Source organism: Arenibacter sp. ARW7G5Y1 (assembly GCF_003201775.1).
Lineage (GTDB): Bacteria > Bacteroidota > Bacteroidia > Flavobacteriales > Flavobacteriaceae > Arenibacter.
In genome coordinates this window covers 1-20,761 of record NZ_QJJZ01000027.1, presented here as the reverse complement: position 1 = coordinate 20,761, position 20,761 = coordinate 1, and the positions used below count along the sequence as shown (strand labels likewise).

The following is a 20,761-nucleotide window of genomic DNA, read 5'->3' as shown; positions in this document are numbered from 1 at the left end:
AGTATAATGCCCAAAAGAAAAGATTTAAACTCAATTTTAATTATTGGTTCTGGACCCATCGTTATTGGTCAAGCGTGTGAATTTGATTATTCAGGTACACAGGCCTTGAGATCTTTAAGAGAAGATGGCATAGAAACGATCCTCATTAACAGTAACCCGGCAACAATCATGACCGATCCTACTATGGCCGATCATGTTTACTTAAAACCATTGACTACAAAATCAATTAGGGAGATTTTGGAAAAACACCCCAACATTGATGCAGTCTTACCTACTATGGGGGGGCAAACAGCATTAAATCTTTGTATTGAGGCAGATACCAAAGGAATTTGGGAAGATTACGGAGTAAAGATCATAGGTGTGGACATTGACGCCATAAATATAACGGAGGACAGGGAAAAATTTCGCGAATTAATGCTTAAAATTGGTGTTGGTATGGCACCACAAGCAACCGCCACTTCCTTTTTAAAAGGCAAGGAAATTGCTCAAGAATTTGGATTTCCCCTGGTTATCAGGGCATCCTATACCCTTGGTGGTGCCGGAGCTGCCATAGTATACAAACCAGAGGATTTTGACGAACTTCTTAGTCATGGATTGGAAGTTTCGCCAATTCATGAGGTTATGATCGATAAGGCCCTAATGGGATGGAAGGAATATGAACTGGAGCTGCTTAGGGATAAAAATGATAACGTTGTCATTATTTGTACCATTGAAAACATGGACCCCATGGGAATCCATACAGGAGACTCCATTACCGTAGCACCTGCGATGACGCTGTCCGACAGAACCTTCCAGAGAATGAGGGATATGGCCATTAAAATGATGCGCAGTATAGGGGATTTTGCGGGAGGATGCAACGTTCAGTTTGCGGTTAGTCCAGATGAAAAAGAAGACATTATTGCCATAGAGATCAATCCCAGGGTTTCCAGATCATCGGCATTGGCATCAAAGGCCACTGGATATCCCATTGCCAAGATTGCCGCTAAATTGGCCATAGGGTATAATTTAAATGAGTTGAGCAATCAGATTACAAAATCTACCTCTGCCTTATTTGAACCTACTCTGGATTATGTAATTGTAAAAATACCACGTTGGAACTTTGATAAGTTTGAAGGTTCGGATAGAACTTTGGGACTCCAGATGAAATCGGTTGGAGAAGTAATGGGCATTGGACGATCCTTTCAAGAGGCCCTGCACAAAGCCACCCAGTCTTTGGAGATCAAGAGGAACGGACTAGGAGCGGATGGTAAGGGGTACACCAATTACGACGAGATTATCAGCAAACTCACCATCCCAAGTTGGGACCGTGTCTTTGTAATTTATGATGCCATACAATTGGGAATTCCGTTGAGCAGGATCCATGAGATCACTAAAATAGATATGTGGTTCTTAAAGCAGTACGAAGAACTTTATCAGTTGGAAAAGGAAATTTCCAATTTCAACATTGAAACACTTTCCAAAGACCTGCTCTTGGAAGCCAAGCAAAAAGGGTTTGCCGACCGACAGATTGCCCATATGCTGGATTGCTATGAGAGTGAGGTATATAACAAACGGGTTGCCCTCAATATAAACAGGGTTTACAAATTGGTTGATACCTGTGCCGCCGAGTTCAAGGCCATGACCCCTTATTATTACTCTACTTTTGAGGCTGAAATAGAAACCCCGGAAGGGAAGAAATATGTAGAGAACGACAGTATTGTAACGGACAAGAAAAAAATAGTGGTCTTGGGCTCTGGACCCAACCGGATAGGACAGGGTATAGAATTTGACTACTGCTGTGTACATGGAGTATTGGCCGCTTCGGAATGCGGGTATGAGACCATCATGATCAATTGTAATCCCGAAACCGTTTCCACAGATTTCGATATTTCGGACAAGTTGTATTTTGAGCCGGTATTCTGGGAGCACATCTATGATATTATCAGACATGAAAAACCGGAGGGAGTTATTGTACAACTTGGTGGGCAAACAGCCCTTAAGTTGGCAGAAAAACTTGACAAATACGGTATTAAAATAATAGGCACCAGTTTCAAAGCCTTGGATTTGGCTGAGGATAGGGGAAGTTTTTCCAATTTATTGGCCGAAAACAATATTCCCTTCCCCCAGTTTGGTGTAGCCGAAACTGCCGATGAGGCTTTGGCGCTTTCAGATGAATTGGACTTTCCATTATTAGTAAGGCCATCATATGTTTTGGGCGGACAAGGAATGAAAATCGTAATCAACAAGGAAGAATTGGAGGAACATGTTGTAGACCTTCTGAGGAAAATACCTAATAACAAATTGTTGTTGGATCATTATTTGGATGGTGCCATAGAGGCCGAAGCTGATGCCATTTGTGATGGTGAAGATGTTTATATCATCGGGATTATGGAACATATAGAACCATGTGGGATACACTCCGGGGATTCCAACGCCACCCTGCCCCCTTTTAATTTGGGCGAATTTGTAATGCAACAAATAAAGGACCATACCAAAAAAATTGCCTTGGCCCTTAATACGGTAGGACTGATCAATATTCAGTTCGCCATCAAGGATGATATTGTATACATCATAGAGGCTAACCCTAGGGCATCCAGAACGGTTCCATTTATTGCCAAGGCTTACAAAGAGCCTTATGTAAATTATGCCACCAAGGTGATGTTGGGGGAGAAAAAAGTAAAGGACTTTACTTTTAATCCGCAATTGGATGGCTATGCCATAAAGCAACCTGTATTTTCCTTTAATAAATTCCCTAACGTAAATAAGAATTTAGGCCCTGAAATGAAGAGTACGGGGGAAAGCATCTTGTTTATAGACAGTCTAAAAGACGATGAATTCTACAACCTGTATTCCAGGCGTAAGATGTACTTGAGCAAATAGTTGCAAGATTTATGGATACTGGAAGTGAATCCTTTCCAGATAAAAAAAACTCCTTTTTCCCATTGTTTGGAAAAAGGAGTTTTTTTTGTTTAAATAGATAAAGGTTCCCGTTATGCCATTTAGTTAGGCACCTCTAAAGACCAAAGCGGGAAGACGCAATTCGTCCAGATAATTTTTCCTACCTAATCATTTATTCGGTAGCACTTTTAAAGGCGTCTATACCTCCAACAACAGGTAAGGTTAACGCAGTTGCATCAAGATCAACCGATAATTCCGTTCCGGGATCGGGCAAAAGCGTAAATTCCCTGTCACTAGAGAAAATCATAAGTGCAATTTGTTGGCCTTTTGGTATAACCTGATCATCGGGCATCAATTCAAAGGATAGATTGTAGAAGGTTCCAGGGACCAATGGTTCGCTGTGGGTAAGGGAACTATGGTTTTGTGGATCTGCCCAACCACGGGTTATGATGTTATCCGTTATTTTTACATTCTTGCCATCATTCCAAGGTAAGGAAACCAACCAAACCGATAAATTGGCAGCAGCTTTGTTGCTCGCCACAGAAATACTAATTTTAGGGACTCCTGATAAGTGAATATCCTGGGTCAAGGTTGGGGTAATATAAAGCAGGCGGTGATTTGTATTCTCAGCCTTGGCCAAAGTTTCTCCAGAAAAGGAAAAGTTATCCACTAAGGTTTCCACTCCTTGATCGTCCTTTTTTTCTGTTTTTAATCCACCTATCTCCGGTGCACCACCTTCAAGATATAAAGTTACGGGTGCCGCTTCCGGATTTGGATAATCCTCATAGGGCGTAGGATTTAGTTTATCATCATTCTCACGAACAATCCAGGCCTTGGCATCCTCTTCCACGCCATTTTCAACTCCGTGCAAATAATGGGTAAACCACTTATTCATAAGGGTTAGAGGCGGCTCTCCACCATGCCCGTTCTGGTGATAATATATTTGGGTAGGCAAGCCTTTATCCTTGGCGGCCTTGTAAATTCTATAACTATGTTCGGGCATTACATTCCAATCATTAAATCCGTGTGCCATGAATAAAGCAGCCTTCATGGGTTCCATATCGTTTAAATAATCACGCCCCGCCCAAAACTCGTTGTAATCACCTGTAATACGGTCCATACCGTTTTTCATCTCAGTATCCCTAACAACCCTATTATTGTAGGCCCGTTTGGACTCGTCCCCGCTGTGTATAAAATCGTAAAGCACGTCTATATCTTCTCCTAAGAATCCTCCTGGGGAACGTACAAGACCATTGGATCTATAGTAATGGTAATAGGAAGTATTGGGGGCGATGGGAATAATGGCTTCCAACCCCTCAACTCCAGTGGTAGCGGCAGCCAATGGTATGGTCCCATTATAGGAAGTCCCTGTCATACCAACTTTTCCGGTAGACCAATAAGCCTTTACCCTTTCTTTTCCATAAGGCTCCGTATAACCCTTGGCCCTACCACATAACCAATCAATGACCGCTTTAGGGGCCAAGGACTCATTGTCCCCTCCAACAGTGGGAGAACCTTGTGACAACCCTGTACCCGGCGAAGAGGAATGCACTACAATATAACCCCGGGGAACCCAAGTTTTTATATGTGATTTGGAAATATAGGGTCTTTTCCCTGTCCTAACTACATTTGGGTGTAAACGCTCTTTGGGTGTTTCCCCCAATTCATGTCGTACATCCCAAAAAATCTCATTTAAATTGGAAGCCACACCAGCAAAATATGGACTACTGATGTAAATGATAGGCAATTTGAGTCCTTCCGTTTCAGTTTGACCAGGTCGGGTGACCGAGACGTGCATTCTGTCTTTTTTGCCATCCCCATCGGTATCAAATTCAGTTTCAACCCATAGGTCGTGTGTTATCCAAGTTGCTTCATCACTAAATCCGGGAACAACCTGGGCCTCACCGTTCTCGAAAATTGGAATAGATTTTTTTTCCAATAATGTTCCACTCTTCTGGGCGCTAACTATGGTTAGTACACCCATTAAAAATGTGAATAAAAATGCAATTTTGTTTTTTATCATAATCGACTTTAAATTAATATATAGAATTTAGGTTTAAATTATTTGGGAATAGGTTGTTGATGCAAAACCAATCAATGTTCAAGATAATATAGGTTTCGATAAATGATTTTGGGTAGGTAATTTAATGGAAGCTACCAACCCAACACCATAAAACGGACTGGATACAGATGTCCCTATAGTAACCGATAATTTGCTTGGAAAGGAATTTTCAACCCACATGTAGACTTGTACTATATAGCAATTATTTGCAGCGAATATAAACAAAAATTATGGTACAGGGTTTCCAATAAGTTAGCCAATCCATATGATTTAATGACTTTCAATACATTCCGTAATTGGACTTAAAAGCACTTTACAGGCCCTAAGAGGGGGAGCATTAGGCACTATAAGAATTTGCTCTTCATTCCTTATTACACTATTGCGGGCCAGGATGGTCGACACAATTTTATTGTCCACCCAACGTATCGGAAAAAACTGATTATTCCAGGCTTTGTATTTGTCTCTCAACCATTTTCAAAAAGACCTGTAGGATTTAATCCCGATTTTTTATCATATTTAAAGAGAACCCGCCCAGAACCATGATGATAATGGCAATGATGGCCCACAACCATAGCTTATTTTTAAAAATAGGCTCCTGCTCCAAAAATTGTAGATTGCGTAACCTTTGTTCACTACCTACTTTTAAAGGAGCAAGGGTTTCTGGGATATTTTTGGAAAATTGTGCAATGTCGTAGTTCGGAAAGGAACCTTCACTATTTCCATAAGTTAGATAATAAGTTCCTTCCTTGGTAAACCTGGCAACCAATTCATGTAGAAATCCCTTTACTTGAAAATTTTCATAGGTTAGCGGCTGATTATCTCCATTGTAGACCGTTATTTTTATTTTTTGCACAATAGTACTGGGAAAATCAAAGCTACTTTCTTCCAATGAACTCAATGTCCCTTTTAGCAAAGTATTATAATTATACTTCCAACCCTTATCGGTTTTAACACTATCTATTATATGTGATATGGCAATTGGTCTATAAAAATCATATTGTTCCCGTACCCCAAAGGAAATGGAACCAACTGGAATAGGCTTGGCCAGATCCACTATTATTTCTGTAGTATTTTTGGCTCTATTCCCATCAATCATCACTTCATTGATCGGATATTTTTTATACTCCCCATCTGTGGATTCATTATCAAAAATTTGGGCAGATATTAAATTAGGCTTTTTATCACTTTTAATGTGTAACCTAAAAAAACGGTATTTGGAATTGGGAAGGATAACGGTCGTAAATTCATAATCCGTCAGTTCATTTTTTATGGATAGAATACGATAATCATTTACCAGAGTAAACCATTCCTCTTGTTGCCAACTACCTTGCAGATCTATATTCCAATCGAAATTCCTCTCCTTAAAATTCAAATCTATTTGATTTATAGAAACCGCGGCAGGCACTTCAAAAGTATAATAATAGCCCTTGTTGTTATAAGACGTATTCAATGTTTTGAAAGTAATAGCCCTACTGTTGATTTTTTTGGAATTGATACGGAGCAGATAGGGAACTTCAATAGTATCGTTATTGTTCCCCAAGCCATATATTCTAAGATCGGATAAATCCCTTGATACCTTGCCAAAAATTGAATCGGGTAATGGTACCCTGTGCCATTGATCATTTACCCCTGTAATCAATCTCTTGAATTGATAATGGTCCATTTGACCGTAGCACAGGGAACAAGTCAAAAGGAGTATGAGGATGATTTGTCTATTTCTCCACTTCATTGGATATAATATGTTTGTATTTATTGTACAAAAAAGATATAATCAATAATAGCACACCCAAGGAAACGAAGACAACAGTCTTCGCTAGTGTATCCAAATGTGATATGTCATATAGGAAAAGTTTAACCAATGTAACTCCAAATAGGGCAATAGCCATTATCCGCAGATGTTTCTTGTTTTTCCATATACCCAAAACGATTAGAAATAGCGCATAAAGACCCCATAATATACTAAGTCCCAACTTGTATGACTGTGTAAATTCCATAATATCCATCCAATGGATCAATTCACTACAGGAAATCCAAAGTATTGTAATATATAATAAAAGATCATAGCCAATACTAAAACGCAGTTTTAAAAATTCTTGTCGCTTGTACATATATGTGGCGTATAAAGTAAGACCAACAAAAAAATAAGAGACGTATCTAATTATTATATTCCAGGCACCAATATGGTAATATTCATTATTGATCCTATCCAAATAACTTTCCCGAAGTTCGCTGATCCCATAAAGGCCGATAAACAAAAAGAAAGCAATTGCCAAAGTATTTATCCCTATTTGAAATACACCCAATTGATGACTCTTCAGCCTTTTAATGTTAATAAACGAAAGTACCGACATAAACAACAAGGTATAGTTAATGGTCCAAATATTCCTAAAACTTTTAATGTCATAATTCCACAGATAACTGGGATGATCTTGGCCTTCTGGTGTAATAAAAAGGGCAGAATCTAAGTATAATTGGTCCCAATAGGTGGTTATTTCAATCCTGAGGGCAAAATAAGTTATCAATACCAGAATGACCGGAATGGACATGGAAATGATTCTTAAGTAGGTGTTTCTGGATTTATTGCTAGGGGAGTCCCGTTGATTTAGGTCTGTCCAATACATGAACCCGAAAGCACAGATACTCAGCAATGACGTAAGAAAATTTAAATTCAATAAGGGTCTTATCTTTGTTCCACTATCAACAGGATCGTAGACACTATAAACCCACGACCAATCTTCAAAGATGCTCAATACGGCCAATAGCATTAAGGGAAAGGAGAGTTGTTCATATATGGTAACATGTTTGGATCGTCCAAGCCAGAATAATAAGGTGGCCTCCCCAGCCCATAATAGGGTTACCCAATTTCCATCCAATTGAACAGGGACGGCAATAGTTATAAACACCAGGACCAAGCCAATAATAAAATAAAATAAATTAACGTCGGCCAGTTTCTGGCGATAGATTAGAAAGCCTACTACAAAATGGATTAGGGCGTTTATAAGCGTAAATAATCCCAAAAGTTGTTTTCCTGCCTCATGATTATTCAATATACTATAACCCAATCCAAAAAAGATCATGGAATTTAGCAAAAGGAGTATCACATCGGTAATTCCAAATTTTTCTTTTTGCAAGAGTTTATATCCCAGAAAGGCCATGTAAAATATAAGAAAAAACAGGCCCATAAAAATCAAAGCCATTCCAAAATGTTCTTCTGTTTTATACTTTGATAGGTACCAAACAAAAAACATAAACCAGGTCAATCCAAAAGAGGAATAATAAAGTGGTTTCCAATATTTTTTAAATGCGATGATAAGGATACCAATATTAATAATTGCCATGTAACCAAATAGCACCATCACTTCATCCGAACCTTCACTCAACAAAAATGGGATGGCATAGGCACCCACCAATCCAATAAGGGCAATTACTTGCCTATTATAATTAATAGCCGCTACCACTGTAAAAACAGTAAATATGACCATAAGGGTAAAGGCTATTCCCTGTGGATAAAGGTTATAAAAGCTATAAGCGGCAAAGGTGATAAAATAGAAAATGGCCATGGCGCCACTTACCAATACAGCACTATAGTTCTCGAATTTTTGTTTTAATCTTATACCGAATCCCAAGAGTCCCGCACCTGCCAAATAGCCCAATATTATCCTGGTAAGTGGGCTGATCAGATCGTGATCCATAGAGTATTTTGCCCCTATGGCCACACCAATGACCGTAATGATTATTCCTATTTTATTGATTAGATTCTCACCAATAAATTTTTCTATATCCAGCTTTAATTTGGGGTTTTTCGCTGTTCTGGCAGACTCCTTTCCAACAAAAGTATTCCCCTGTCCAGAAACGAATGCCGAATCCTGTACTTCTTCCTCAAAAGGTTCTTTGGTCGGTGCTACCGCTGCAGATAACACCTTGGAAGGACCCGGGTTTTCATGGCTTTTCCTCAGGAGATTGATATCTTTCCGGAGCATTTCTATTTCCCTTGAAAACTCATCCTGTCTGCGGAGCAAAAGTTGGAGCCTCTCTGTTAGTAATTTAATTTGGTCCCGGGGATCTGTCATTATAGGATGGTTAAATTATTGCGGGGAATTTATAATTTCTTGGGATGTACTTATGGCCATGCACCAATTAAATGGATTCATAAATACAAACGCCATTTTTACCAATGTATTTCACCTGTGGTGTTATCAATCTAAAAGGCTGTCAATTTCCCTTCATATATCCATATCCACTATTGTTCCATAATAATATATTGGCTCATTGTTTAATTGCAGTTGCAATTATGGGCCATATATTGTTGGCAATAATCTTTTGACCTTCGGCCGTAGGGTGTATTCCATCAGGTTGATTTAATTCTGGATTTCCTGCCACATCCTCCAACAGGAATGGAATAAGGCCAATATTATTTTTTTTGGCTAGATCTGGAAATATATTCTTGAATTCCGCAGTATAGTCCTGACCCATATTGGGGGGTATTTGCATACCAGCCAAAATAATGGTCGTCATGGGAGTTTTTTGTTGCACCATATGTATAATTTCCTGTAAGTTGCTTCGGGTTTCTTCCAAGGGAATACCCCGCAGACCATCGTTGGCCCCCAATTCCAGGACAAAAACGGCTATTTCAGAATTAAGCACCCAGTCCAATCTATTTTTACCACTGGCCGTAGTTTCCCCACTTAAGCCGGCATTCACCACTTTGTAAGCCAGTTGCAGTGAATCTACCTTCTCTTGGATCAAAGCGGGAAAAGCTTCATTTGGGTCAAGCCCCATACCTGCTGTTAGGCTATTACCAAAGAACAGAATTACTTCGCTCTCGCTCTTCGCCTCCATCTTGCTTTCTATGGAATTTTCCTCTTTTTCCCCGGCATCGGTCTTCTTGGTTGCTATATTTCCACAAGAAGCGAAAAAAATGAAAAATAAATAAGAAAATCTTAACAAGGTTCGCATGGGATATCGGATTAAAATCAAAATCATTTCTGTATTTTGCCTACTTTGGAAAACCACGAAATAGAAATTATATGGCAAAGATATTAAACGTAAGCAATTTAGGGAAAATCTATACCAGTGGCTCTAAAAAATTGACGGTATTACAGGATATTTCTTTTGATGTGGAGGAAGGGGATACTTTTTCCATTGTAGGCCCATCAGGGAGCGGAAAAACAACTTTACTTGGTATATGTGCGGGTCTGGATCGACCCGATTCGGGAATGGTAACCCTATACGGCACCGAATTAGGGAGTTTAAATGAAGATGAGAGGGCCATACTACGCAATGGGAACGTAGGCTTTGTGTTTCAGGATTTCCAATTGCTACCAACACTGACCGCTTTGGAAAATGTAGCCATCCCTCTGGAATTACGGGGGGATAAAAATGCTATGAAGAACGGGATGGAACTTCTGGATAAGGTAGGTCTACAAAATCGATTCCATCATTATCCGTCCCAGCTCTCAGGTGGGGAGCAACAGCGCGTTGCCTTGGCCCGGGCATTTTCCAACAAGCCTTCCATTTTATTCGCCGATGAGCCTACCGGTAATTTGGATGCGGAAACAGGTGAAAAGGTAATACAATTACTTTTTCAACTTAATGCAGATGCAGGCACTACTTTGGTTATAGTTACCCACGATTTGGAATTGGCAGCCAAAACCCAACACATACTAAGGTTAAAAGGAGGTAGGATTATTGCCAACCAAGAAACAACTACACTGTGAACGGACATAATAGTACTTCAAGATCAGGTTTTTTATGGCTACTAAAAATGGCATGGCGCGATGGAAAAGCAAGCAAAAGAAAACTTTTTCTTTTTATGGCCTCCATTATTATGGGGATTGCTGCGGTGGTATCCATACAATCTTTTGGCGAAAATCTTAAAAAAAATATTTCCCTACAGTCCAAATCCTTAATGGGGGCCGATTTTATTGTGGATAGTAGAAATCCACCAAATGAAAGGGTTGAAAGACTTTTGGATTCCCTTGGCGGGGCCGATGCCAAAGAAATAAACTTTCCGTCCATGGCTGCCTTTCCCAAGTCAGGGGCCTCCAAATTGGTACAGGTTAGGGGTATTGAAGGAGAATTTCCTTTTTATGGCACATTGGAGACAGTACCAACGACGGCAGCGGGTAACTACCAACATAAAGGTGCGGCTCTAGTGGATGCTACCGTTATGCTTCAGTATAACCTAAAAGCCGGAGACAGCATTAAAATTGGGGAAGTTACCTTTCCCATTGCCGGGTCAATAAAATCGATACCAGGTAGCTCTGGCCTGTTTAGTTCCGTGGCACCACCGGTAGTGATTCCATACAGGTTTATTAAAGAAACGGGCTTGATACAGCAGGGCAGTAGGTTGGATTATGAATTCTATTTTGTTCAACCTGATACAGATCTTGAGGCACTGGATAAAGAGTTGGACCCTATATTGGACGCCGAAGGTGCCGATTTGGATACCCACACCTCTACGAGTGCCAATTTAGGACGCCGTTATGGAAATTTTGGTAAGTTCCTCAATCTGGTCGCTTTTATAGCCCTCCTCCTTGGTTGTATTGGCATTGCAAGTGCCATCAATATTTATATAAAGGAAAAATTAAGATCGGTGGCCGTTCTAAAGTGCCTAGGTGTTACCAAAAAACAAACCTTCCTGATTTATTTATTGCAGATTGCAGTACTTGGTCTGTTTGGGGGAGCCGTAGGTACAGCATTAGGTATTGTTTTACAGCAAATATTCCCATTACTTCTTGGAGATCTATTGCCGGTGGATGTACATTTAACTTTGGCTCCAAAGGCAGTTGCCATGGGACTACTCTTGGGCCTTTTCATGTCCGTTCTTTTCGCTCTCTACCCACTAATGAATACCCTGTATGTCTCGCCACTACAAGCTTTAAGGGTTCAAGAAGTGGATAAGTCAAGATCTAGACGGGGATTGATTGTGGTTTCTTTGGCCATTTTGGCCTTCTTATTTCTTTTTTCATATTGGTTATTAAAGGATTGGAAATATTCCTTGTTTTTTGTGATAGGCATGGTAGCTACCTTCGCCATCATGGCCGGTTTGTCCGCATTGGCCATGAAGGCAATAAAAAAATATTTTCCTACTTCTTGGGGTTTTACTGCCCGTCATAGTTTATCCAACCTTTTTAGACCGCAGAACCAAACCTTGACCTTGGTCCTTGCCATTGGTATTGGCACCTTTTTAATAAGCACCCTATACTTTACCAAAGACTTCTTACTGGCTAAATCTTCTTTGGAAACAGATGCCAATAGTCCCAATATAATTCTTCTGGATATTCAAACCGAACAGAAAGAAGCCGTAGCCACTACAATACGGAACGACGGTCATGCTGTATTGACGGATATCCCGATAGTTACTATGCGCGTAAATAGCATACAGGGGGAGACTGTAAACGAAATCAGAAAGGATACCACTTCAAGGATTAACTCTTGGATATTGAACCATGAATTTAGGGTAACCTACAGGGATAGCCTTATCGCCTCCGAAAAATTGGAAGCTGGGGAATGGGTTCCAAAAGTAATCTCTAAAGAACAAATACCTATTTCCATAAGTGATAATTTTGCCAGGGATGCCAAGGTGAAAGTGGGGGATAAGCTAAGCTTTAATGTTCAGGGGGTAATTATGAATACCGTTGTATCAAGCATTAGAACAGTGGATTGGGGCCGAATGCAACTTAACTTTTCCATAGTATTTCCCATAGGTGTCCTGGAAAAGGCTCCCCAATTTACAGTACTTACCACCAATGTGCCCGATGAAAATGCATCGGCCAAACTGCAAAAGGAATTGGTTAGATTATTTCCCAATGTATCTATTCTGGACATAAGGCAAATTTTAGTGATCATCGAGGGGCTGTTGAACAAAATTTCATGGATTATAAATTTTATGGCATTTTTTAGCATCCTTACGGGGATAATTGTACTAATGGGTGCAGTAAGAACCAGTAAATATCAGCGTATTCGTGAAAGTGTACTACTAAGGACCCTAGGTGCCAAGAGCAGGCAAATACTTAAAATAGTAGCTCTTGAGTACCTTTATTTGGGTATCCTGGGAGGTCTATCTGGAATTTTGCTGTCTTTGGTAAGTAGCCAGTTACTGGCTTTTTTCGTATTTGAATCAGCTTTTAAACCATCCTTATTTCCTTTTCTGGTACTGTTCCCTGGAATTACTTTATTGGTCTTGTTGATAGGTATAACCAATAGTAGAAGTGTTATAAAAAGTCCTCCGTTGGAAGTGTTGCGAAAGGAGGTTGGATAACCATAATCTGACCTGTCTCTGTTTACCAAACAAAAAAGGATGGTCAAAGGAGTGACTAACAATATCCACGGCATCCCAAAATTGTCATTACTTCAGTTGATAAAGGTATTTTGCCTTACCGATGTCCGTTTTTGGATGCTGACCAATTCCCAAATAATATTCCAACTGCCATTTCTGGGTAGATAGAGCTGTTTTGTTGGTAGGTTGGGACCAGGGAGGATATATCCTAAAGCCACGTTTCCCTTCTTTTTTGGTATGGGATACTATGCCTTTTTCCATCAGAACGTCCTTGGGAAATACAAATTGTCCACTATGTGGTCCTTCTTGGATATTTATTACGAATAAATCTACCTTATCGGTCTCTTCATAGGGAGTTGTTTCGCCATTCGCATCTCTTTTCCATAAGGTAACGAATTGCCCAATTTTCTTTGGAGTGATCTTAGCCTTTCTTGATATAACCCGTAACGCATCCAATTGAAATGAGGAGGCTTCATATTCTTTACCTTCCTTGTCCTGCACATGGTTGGACACTTTTAGTCCGCAAGGCGTATAGACCTCTTCCAAAAGGGTAGTAAAATCGATATTTGCTCTAACCTTCATTTTAAAAAAATATCCCAACTTCTAATTTAACTGATAATAATTTTAAAACCCTAAATGTTATTTTCCGCCAATTTAAGCCTTTCGGCTTCCCAACCGTGGTCTATGTACTCCCATGAAAAGTCGTTTCCACTTACCCTAATTCTAACAAAGCCTTCCTTGGTATTGTGCCTTCTTCCTTTCCATCCGTTCCCTGCAATGGAGCCTCCCGTTAAAAAATGAAATCGGTCATTGATAAATCCGTATTCCTTCCAATGAATATGTCCTTGTAAAACCAGTTTTAAATTATGGCCTTCCAATATCTTAAATACATCGGAAGCATTGTTGACAGTTCTACTACCTTCACTACCGTTTAATTGGGAATAGGTGCAAATCATAGGAATATGGGTGGTGATGATTATGGGGGTGTCTTTATCCACCTTTGCAATATCCTCTCTTAACCATGCCAACTGTTTATCATGAAAGGTGCCCTGATATCTTTTATTTTCTGTTACATCCAAGGAATTTAATGTAATAAAATGCCAGCCTTTATGATCAAAAGAGTAGTAAGTGTCCCCAAAATGTCTTTCCCACATTCCGTATTTATAATCGGGATGATCTTCAGACTCTGGACTTTCCTCATAGATGGCAAAAAGGTCATGATTACCAATACAATTATAAACAGGCATATTAAAGCCCTTACACATGTTCTTATAGAGGGTGAACAAAGATTCACTTTGATCAAAATTACCGCGCATCGTGTCATATACCAAATCCCCTCCGGTAAGTACAAAATCCGGTTTCAATTCATTTACCTTGTCTATGGCCATTTGAAATCCTTTTGGCGCATTCATTTCCGGTTTTATATGTATATCCGTTAGAAACGCAAATTCAAAGGAATCCTCATTTTCTTCTATTGCTTTCCTTTCATTTGAATTTTGACAGGAAATCTGTGTAAATGGTATGGCTACAACGGCCAGGCCCGATTGAAGAATAAACTTTCTTCTACTGGCCCAATCTTTCTTTTTGTCCTCCATGACTTACTTTTTATTCATTTCATCTTCCTTTATAATCCAAATTTCGGAAACTTGGGATCCCCGTTCTCCCTCCCCACAGCTCCATTCCAGTTCAAGTATTCCGTCCTGTAAGGTGTTGGCAGGAACTTTAAACTCATATATGGGCTGGTCTCCGGTAATAATGTAATCGTGTATCAATTCGTTCTCTGCCATCAATTTAATTTTTGAACGGAAACGCCCTGTATAACCCACCCTAATTAAATAGGAGCCCTCAGGATCCAAATTAGGGTACACCATTTGTAAGGGTTCGTCATACAAGGCCGTAACTTGGTTCATCCAAGATAATGGAGTTGTATGCCCATCAAAGCCCACGGCCGTTATTTCATGTACCCATTCTTCACCTCGCAGGCCTACGCCAAAACTGACCCGGGGGGATTTCAACCCGCCAGGGTCTTCTTCATAACTAGAATCGGAAACCACCCTGTTCCAACTACCTGGTGTTCCGAAATTGTCATAATATCCACCAGGCCCCGGGTTATTCCGCTCCAACAAATTGGCTATGGCCTCCATTTTATCAACCTCAGTTCCATTCCTTTCAATCATGGAAAGTTGGTCTATTAGCCACATACCATCGTTCAAGGGAACATCAATATTATCTATAAAATTTCCTCGCCCAGCAGCGGCAAAATGTTTGTCTACCGTTAATTGGGCGCCTATGCTTTTAAACAGTCCATCGGCCAAGGAAAAGCATCTATTTTTCCATTCCGGCATTACAGGTTGCAACTTCGCCTTATATAAAATAGCTTTGGCTGCTGCAATGGCTTTGATAGGCCCCATAGTTCTTGCCTCGGATAAAATTTCCCTTGCCCTTTGTTCCAATTCCGTCTCATAAATCAATCTTCTATATTGATAAGCGTCAAAATAGGCCCTTATGAGTCCCATTTGAAAACGAAAATTACCCAATACTTCCTTTGTAGCATTTTTTTCCAGTTCCTGCCACTGCTGCAAGGTTCTAATTACACCATCGTTGGTAAGTAAGGGGCCTTGAAGGTTTTTTTCCAAGGCCATTAATCCTTGGGAAACAGCCTCAATATATTGGGGACCCATAAAATAGCGTGCATAATCCCGTAAGGTTTCCATTACGGGTGTTTCCGGATCCCAATCCTGATCACTCCATACCATCTTGTTAACATCGTCATTGGTACCTTCGGAATAACTTATACTTCCCTGTGCATATTGGTCAAAGGCATTGTGAATAATTTTCTGGTCGATGGGCCTTGGATTAATACACTCCCTGCCAAGGGTAATGGCATAGGCCAAATCCCAATGTGGAATGGGGTATTGACTGCTTAAACTATGGGTTATATCCGGGTATCGTCTTATAGGAATCCCCGGATTTAAGCGCTCCCTGATTTCTTTAATAGGTGTTTTAATCCATGGTCCAAATACAATGCCACCAAACCAAGGGTAGCCTTTGTTTACATGTGCATAAAAAGTTTCAAACCAGGCATTGGTGGGTCTAAAAACCTGAGGGGATACCCAAATTTTGGCATTGGGATGATACTCCTGTAGCACTGCGGCTTCCTTTTCCAGCCAGTTGAACAATTCATCAGGCTCAAGATCCCCTGGATCTCCTCCTGGAACAAATAACGCATCCAATCTAGGCACTGCTTTGAACACCTTACGGCGCTCCTCAATTTCCAACTTTAAGGAGTCGGGACTTGTATAATCCGATCCCATATTGGGATACCACATCCAAACATCCATGCCATATTTATCACAAATTTTGGATTGTTCCACAATCATTTCAATCGCTGGGATCTTCATATGAACACTGGTGAAGTCATCATCGGTACGGGGTGGCATTATTTCAATACTATTGGCACCAAAAACTACCAAATCACGGATATATTCATCAAATTGTTCTACTGAAAATGCGTCATAGGAATTGGTCTTTGGGCGATAGCCCAATTGGTGGCCCCTTATCGGAAAGGCCGGACTGGTAGCCATATTCAGATCGGAAGGCAACAAAATTTGTCTCTGGGACATTTCCAATTTCCTTAAAAGTTTTCCAACTCCATATAGCACACCTCTGGCATCGTTCCCCACCACAAGTACAACTTTAGTTTTGGGAACCACGGTTATCTTGTAACCTTCCGATTTTATTTCTGGCATAGCCATCAAGTGCCGCCAGTATTCCAACGGTAATTTATCAAGATCCTTTTCAAGTCCGACAATTATAGCACTTTGGGTTTGTTTCGGTATTTTATTTCCCTTAGACAGTGCAATACTACTCCTTTTAGCTACTTCCTCCTGTAAAAGGGTGATGGCATTTAGGACCAAGGGATCCCTCTTCCCCAAACTGATTATTTGAGCTTCACTTAAATCGACCTTTTGTCCAAAAAGAGTAGATGGAACAAAAACTATAAACAGAATTAAGTACAGGGAAAGTTTAAAAATTCTGTTCATATAAATTAATTTAATTACCTAGTAACGAGCTGTATTTCCTTTACTATTAAATTGCCAACTCGCCGCCGGCCGACAAATTGTGGTTATCGCCCAAAGCCTGTTTAATACTACTGAGATCCTCAGAAAGTTTTTGACTAAAGAGACGCATATCCGAACTGTGCAAAACAATATTGGCACCTTCCTTGACGTACTTTATCTGATATTCCGGATGGGCGGGAAAATGAATTCCCGCAGCCAGCCCTTTTGCCCTGGCCTTGCGTATTATATTTTTCACGGTCCCCACAAAATCGGGGTGATCATATTGTTCCGGCAATCCCATATTTATCGATAGATCGTGAGGGCCTATAATGATTCCGTCCAAACCAGGAACTTTAATAAGCTCGTCCAATCTCTGTACCGCGATGGTACTCTCTATATTTATAAAACACAAACTGTCCTGATTGAAGTTGTGCAAATACGATTTTAATGCTGCCGATAATTCTTCCTTTCCGCTAAGCACATTTTGCAGTCGCTCCCCCTTCAAGGGTCTATACTTGGTGGCGCCTACCATTTGTTGTACTTGATCTATATTTTCAATGTAAGGGGCAAGTACCCCCACAGCCCCAGCATCTTTGGCCATACATGCCGAATAGGGGTCTGGACTTGGTATACGAACAACTGGGGACATACCATGGGCGCTATACACCTGACATAAAAGGGTTAGTTCCGTTCTGTCCAAGGGAACATGTTCCGTGTCCAGAAAAACAAAATCCAGGCCCATCCCTTTTACAACCTTGGACCAAATGGGAGAAGTAGACAAAATACAGGTCCCATAGATATTTTGGTTGTTACTTAGTTTTAGGTTCAATGCCATTGGTCTGGAATTTATGGTCTCTGGAATAAGGATATGGACTTAATTGTTCACTACATTAATAGGGTTCCCGTTTAAAAAAGCTTCCAAATTTTCAAGGGCGGTATTTAACAATCTACTCCTTGATTCCTTTGGGGCCCAGGCAATATGGGGCGTAATGATACAGTTATTGGCCCTTAGTAATGGATTGTCCCCAGCAATGGGCTCCTTGGAAACTACATCAAGGGCCGCCCCGGCAAGTTTACCATTGTCCAAAGCTTCCTTTAAATCCTGCTCTACGATCAATTGTCCGCGAGAGGTGTTAATAATCATGGCTCCATCTTTCATTTTGGAAATATTGGAAGCATTTATAATTCCTTCCGTTTCAGGGGTAAGAGGACAATGTAGACTTATTACATCCGATTGCATTAGGAGTTCATCCATAGCCACCTGTTTACAACTGCCGCTCTCCAATTCAGGTCTCTTTCTGCTCCCTGAAGTCAAAATATTCATACCAAATGCCTGGGCCAATTTGGCCGTAGCCTGCCCAATTCTACCAAAACCGATAATACCTAAAGTTTTGCCATCCAATTCTATAAGGGGGTAGTTCCAAAAACAGAAATCTTTGCTTTTGGACCATTCCCCTTCCTTCACGGCACGATTATGGTCTCCTACATGATGGCACATTTCCAACAATAGGGCCATGGTCATCTGCGCCACGGCGGTAGTTCCGTAGCTGGGCACATTGGTGACTACCATACCCAATTTTTTGGCGGTGTCCACATCAACAATATTGTAACCCGTGGCCAACACCCCTATATATTTCAAGGAAGGCACTTTGTCCAAAACTTCTTTGGGCAAGGGTGTTTTGTTGGTAAGGACAATCTCTGCATTACCTATGGTTTTAATAATTATATCATTATTATAATCGGTTCTGTCATGAACCGTTAACTCACCAAATTCCTTTAATTTTCCCCAGCTTAAGTCGCCCGGATTTAAGGTATGTCCGTCTAGAACAACAATTTTCATATTCAAAATTATTTTTTTACTTATCAATAGGCTTTTTCAACTAAATACAACTACGTATTGGCCACGCTTCAAGTTAACAACACCTATTATATATAACCTAACATTGCCGCTTAAAATTGACATCAATACTTAAATTTAAAAATTAAGTAAATATCTTTAAATCACTGGTCATCAATTTAAAATCCATAATTGAAACAACTAAAAATTAAACATCAAACTTTATGTGTATCAATAGGCTCGGGGCACACCATTGAGAAAGACCTTCCATACAAATATAACCTATATCATAGACGTTTTATAGCCTAAATTTTATCCAATTCAGATTATATATTGACTTTAGTGCTTAATAAATCATTAAGGTACTTAGAGGGTTTCATGGGGTACCGTATTTAATCCTATTTTATCTTTTAAACAAAAAAGGATAATTTATTTAAACTGTTTTTATGATATTAGGGGAAAATTCATATCCATATAATCATTTTAAATTATAGTTAAGCCATGAAAAAGCTAGTTATTTATATGTTTTTGGCAGTATTGCCCTTAATTGCCAATGGTCAGGCCCTTAGCTATAAGACGATAGAAAATATATTTTACTACGATACCCCAACTACCGATCGGAGCACATATATGCAGGACCAAAACCTTTTGGATATCCAATATCCGGAAGTGGATCATAAAGTCCCAGTGGTTATTTGGTTTCATGGGGGAGGTTTAACTGCTGGTAAAAAAGAAATACCATCTGCCTTAAAAGAAAAAGGATTTTGTGTAGTTGGTGTAGGGTATAGGCTTTCCCCAAAGGTAAAGGCCGAAACCTGTATCGAGGATGCTGCTGCAGCAATTGCTTGGGTATATAAAAATATTGATCGTTATAATGGCGATTCCAGTAGGATATTTGTCTCCGGACATTCAGCAGGGGGTTACTTGGGCTTAATGGCGGTTATGGATAAAAGCCGACTTGAAAAACATAATTTAAGTTCGGATATGATCGCTGGTCTAGTCCCATTTAGCGGCCATACCATTACCCATTTTACCATAAGGCAGGAAAGGGGTATTCCGGGGGAACAGCCTGTTATAGACAAGCTAGCGCCTTTGTACCACGTGAGAAAAAATGCACCGTCCACCTTATTGATTACTGGAGATAGGGAAAAAGAAATGCTGGGACGCTACGAAGAGAACGCCTACTTCTACAGGATGATGAAAGTTGTTGGGCATAAAGACATTACCCTATACGAAATGGACGGTTACGGACACAATATGACAGAGCCGGCCTTCCCGTTATTGGTTGATTTTGTGCGATTAAAATCGAAAATTGATTAGAAGTATTTGCTAATTAACAAGACATATTTAATTTATTACATGTTGATATTTAATAAATTATCGACATCTATTTAAGATTCCAAAGATAACCTTGCCAATTAATACACAATGAAAATCGTAATAGCCCCTGATTCTTTTAAGGAGTGCTTATCGGCCCAAGAAGTGGCTGCCAATATAGCTGTGGGAATCAGAAAGGTAGCTCCGAATGCCGAAATCTTCGAAATCCCGATTTCCGATGGTGGTGAAGGCGTACTTGAAGCTCTTTTGAACGGGGTTGGCGGCCAACGAATTGCGATTTCCGTTTTGGATCCCCTGATGAGGCC

The 20,761-nt window shown here is 40.1% G+C and carries 14 protein-coding genes; 5 read left to right on the top strand and 9 right to left on the bottom strand.

The window, feature by feature from the left end; translation table 11 throughout:
- Positions 1–6 precede the first annotated feature (6 nt).
- Positions 7–2,859: a carbamoyl-phosphate synthase large subunit gene (gene carB / locus C7972_RS22650; protein WP_110358451.1), complete on the top strand. Its 2,853-nt coding sequence runs from the start codon at positions 7–9 to the stop codon at positions 2,857–2,859.
- Positions 2,860–3,049: 190 nt separating this feature from the next.
- Here the strand turns inward: carB and C7972_RS22645 are convergent, their stop codons facing one another.
- The 4 genes from C7972_RS22645 to C7972_RS22630 all read right to left on the bottom strand — a co-directional run bounded on the left by C7972_RS22645 (position 3,050) and on the right by C7972_RS22630 (position 9,895).
- A complete protein-coding gene (locus C7972_RS22645) occupies positions 3,050–4,900 on the bottom strand; it encodes a Xaa-Pro dipeptidyl-peptidase (protein ID WP_110358450.1) in 1,851 nt (616 codons plus the stop codon).
- Between the two features lie 532 nt (positions 4,901–5,432).
- Positions 5,433–6,668, bottom strand: coding sequence for a DUF3999 family protein (locus C7972_RS22640; RefSeq protein ID WP_110358449.1), 1,236 nt, complete (start codon positions 6,666–6,668; stop codon positions 5,433–5,435).
- Positions 6,652–9,009, bottom strand: coding sequence for a DUF2339 domain-containing protein (locus C7972_RS22635; RefSeq protein ID WP_110358448.1), 2,358 nt, complete (start codon positions 9,007–9,009; stop codon positions 6,652–6,654). Before C7972_RS22635 ends, C7972_RS22640 begins: the two co-directional genes overlap by 17 nt.
- Before the next feature lie 196 nt (positions 9,010–9,205).
- The gene (locus C7972_RS22630; protein WP_110358470.1) at positions 9,206–9,895 is read right to left on the bottom strand and encodes an arylesterase; all 690 of its coding nucleotides are present in this window, start codon (positions 9,893–9,895) and stop codon (positions 9,206–9,208) included.
- A 71-nt stretch (positions 9,896–9,966) separates the two neighbouring features.
- Here C7972_RS22630 and C7972_RS22625 point away from each other — a divergent pair, with 71 nt between their 5' ends.
- Both C7972_RS22625 and C7972_RS22620 read left to right on the top strand, forming a co-directional pair.
- Positions 9,967–10,656, top strand: a complete 690-nt coding sequence (locus tag C7972_RS22625) for an ABC transporter ATP-binding protein (RefSeq protein ID WP_110358447.1) — start codon at positions 9,967–9,969, stop codon at positions 10,654–10,656.
- A 47-nt stretch (positions 10,657–10,703) separates the two neighbouring features.
- A complete protein-coding gene (locus tag C7972_RS22620; RefSeq protein ID WP_110358446.1) occupies positions 10,704–13,202 on the top strand; it encodes an ABC transporter permease in 2,499 nt (832 codons plus the stop codon).
- Between the two features lie 87 nt (positions 13,203–13,289).
- Here C7972_RS22620 and C7972_RS22615 read toward each other — a convergent pair whose 3' ends face one another.
- Genes C7972_RS22615 through C7972_RS22595 form a run of 5 tightly spaced genes read right to left on the bottom strand, consistent with a single transcriptional unit; the run spans position 13,290 to position 19,121 of the window.
- Positions 13,290–13,802: a MepB family protein gene (locus C7972_RS22615; RefSeq protein WP_110358445.1), complete on the bottom strand. Its 513-nt coding sequence runs from the start codon at positions 13,800–13,802 to the stop codon at positions 13,290–13,292.
- 50 nt (positions 13,803–13,852) lie between these two features.
- On the bottom strand, positions 13,853–14,815 hold the full coding sequence (locus C7972_RS22610) for a metallophosphoesterase (RefSeq protein ID WP_110358444.1): 963 nt from the start codon (positions 14,813–14,815) through the stop codon (positions 13,853–13,855).
- Between the two features lie 3 nt (positions 14,816–14,818).
- Positions 14,819–17,263, bottom strand: coding sequence for a hypothetical protein (locus C7972_RS22605; protein WP_110358443.1), 2,445 nt, complete (start codon positions 17,261–17,263; stop codon positions 14,819–14,821).
- 46 nt (positions 17,264–17,309) lie between these two features.
- Positions 17,310–18,116, bottom strand: a complete 807-nt coding sequence (locus tag C7972_RS22600) for an HpcH/HpaI aldolase/citrate lyase family protein (RefSeq protein ID WP_110358442.1) — start codon at positions 18,114–18,116, stop codon at positions 17,310–17,312.
- 39 nt (positions 18,117–18,155) lie between these two features.
- Positions 18,156–19,121, bottom strand: coding sequence for a D-2-hydroxyacid dehydrogenase (locus tag C7972_RS22595; RefSeq protein ID WP_110358441.1), 966 nt, complete (start codon positions 19,119–19,121; stop codon positions 18,156–18,158).
- 498 nt (positions 19,122–19,619) lie between these two features.
- On the opposite strand from C7972_RS22595, the gene C7972_RS22590 reads away from it, so the two are divergent.
- Both C7972_RS22590 and C7972_RS22585 read left to right on the top strand, forming a co-directional pair.
- Positions 19,620–20,438 carry an alpha/beta hydrolase gene (locus C7972_RS22590; RefSeq protein ID WP_110358440.1) on the top strand — a complete coding sequence of 273 codons (819 nt, stop codon included), beginning with the start codon at positions 19,620–19,622 and terminating at the stop codon, positions 20,436–20,438.
- Positions 20,439–20,546: 108 nt separating this feature from the next.
- The coding region (locus tag C7972_RS22585) for a glycerate kinase (RefSeq protein WP_146216362.1) at positions 20,547–20,761 on the top strand (215 nt) is incomplete at its 3' end.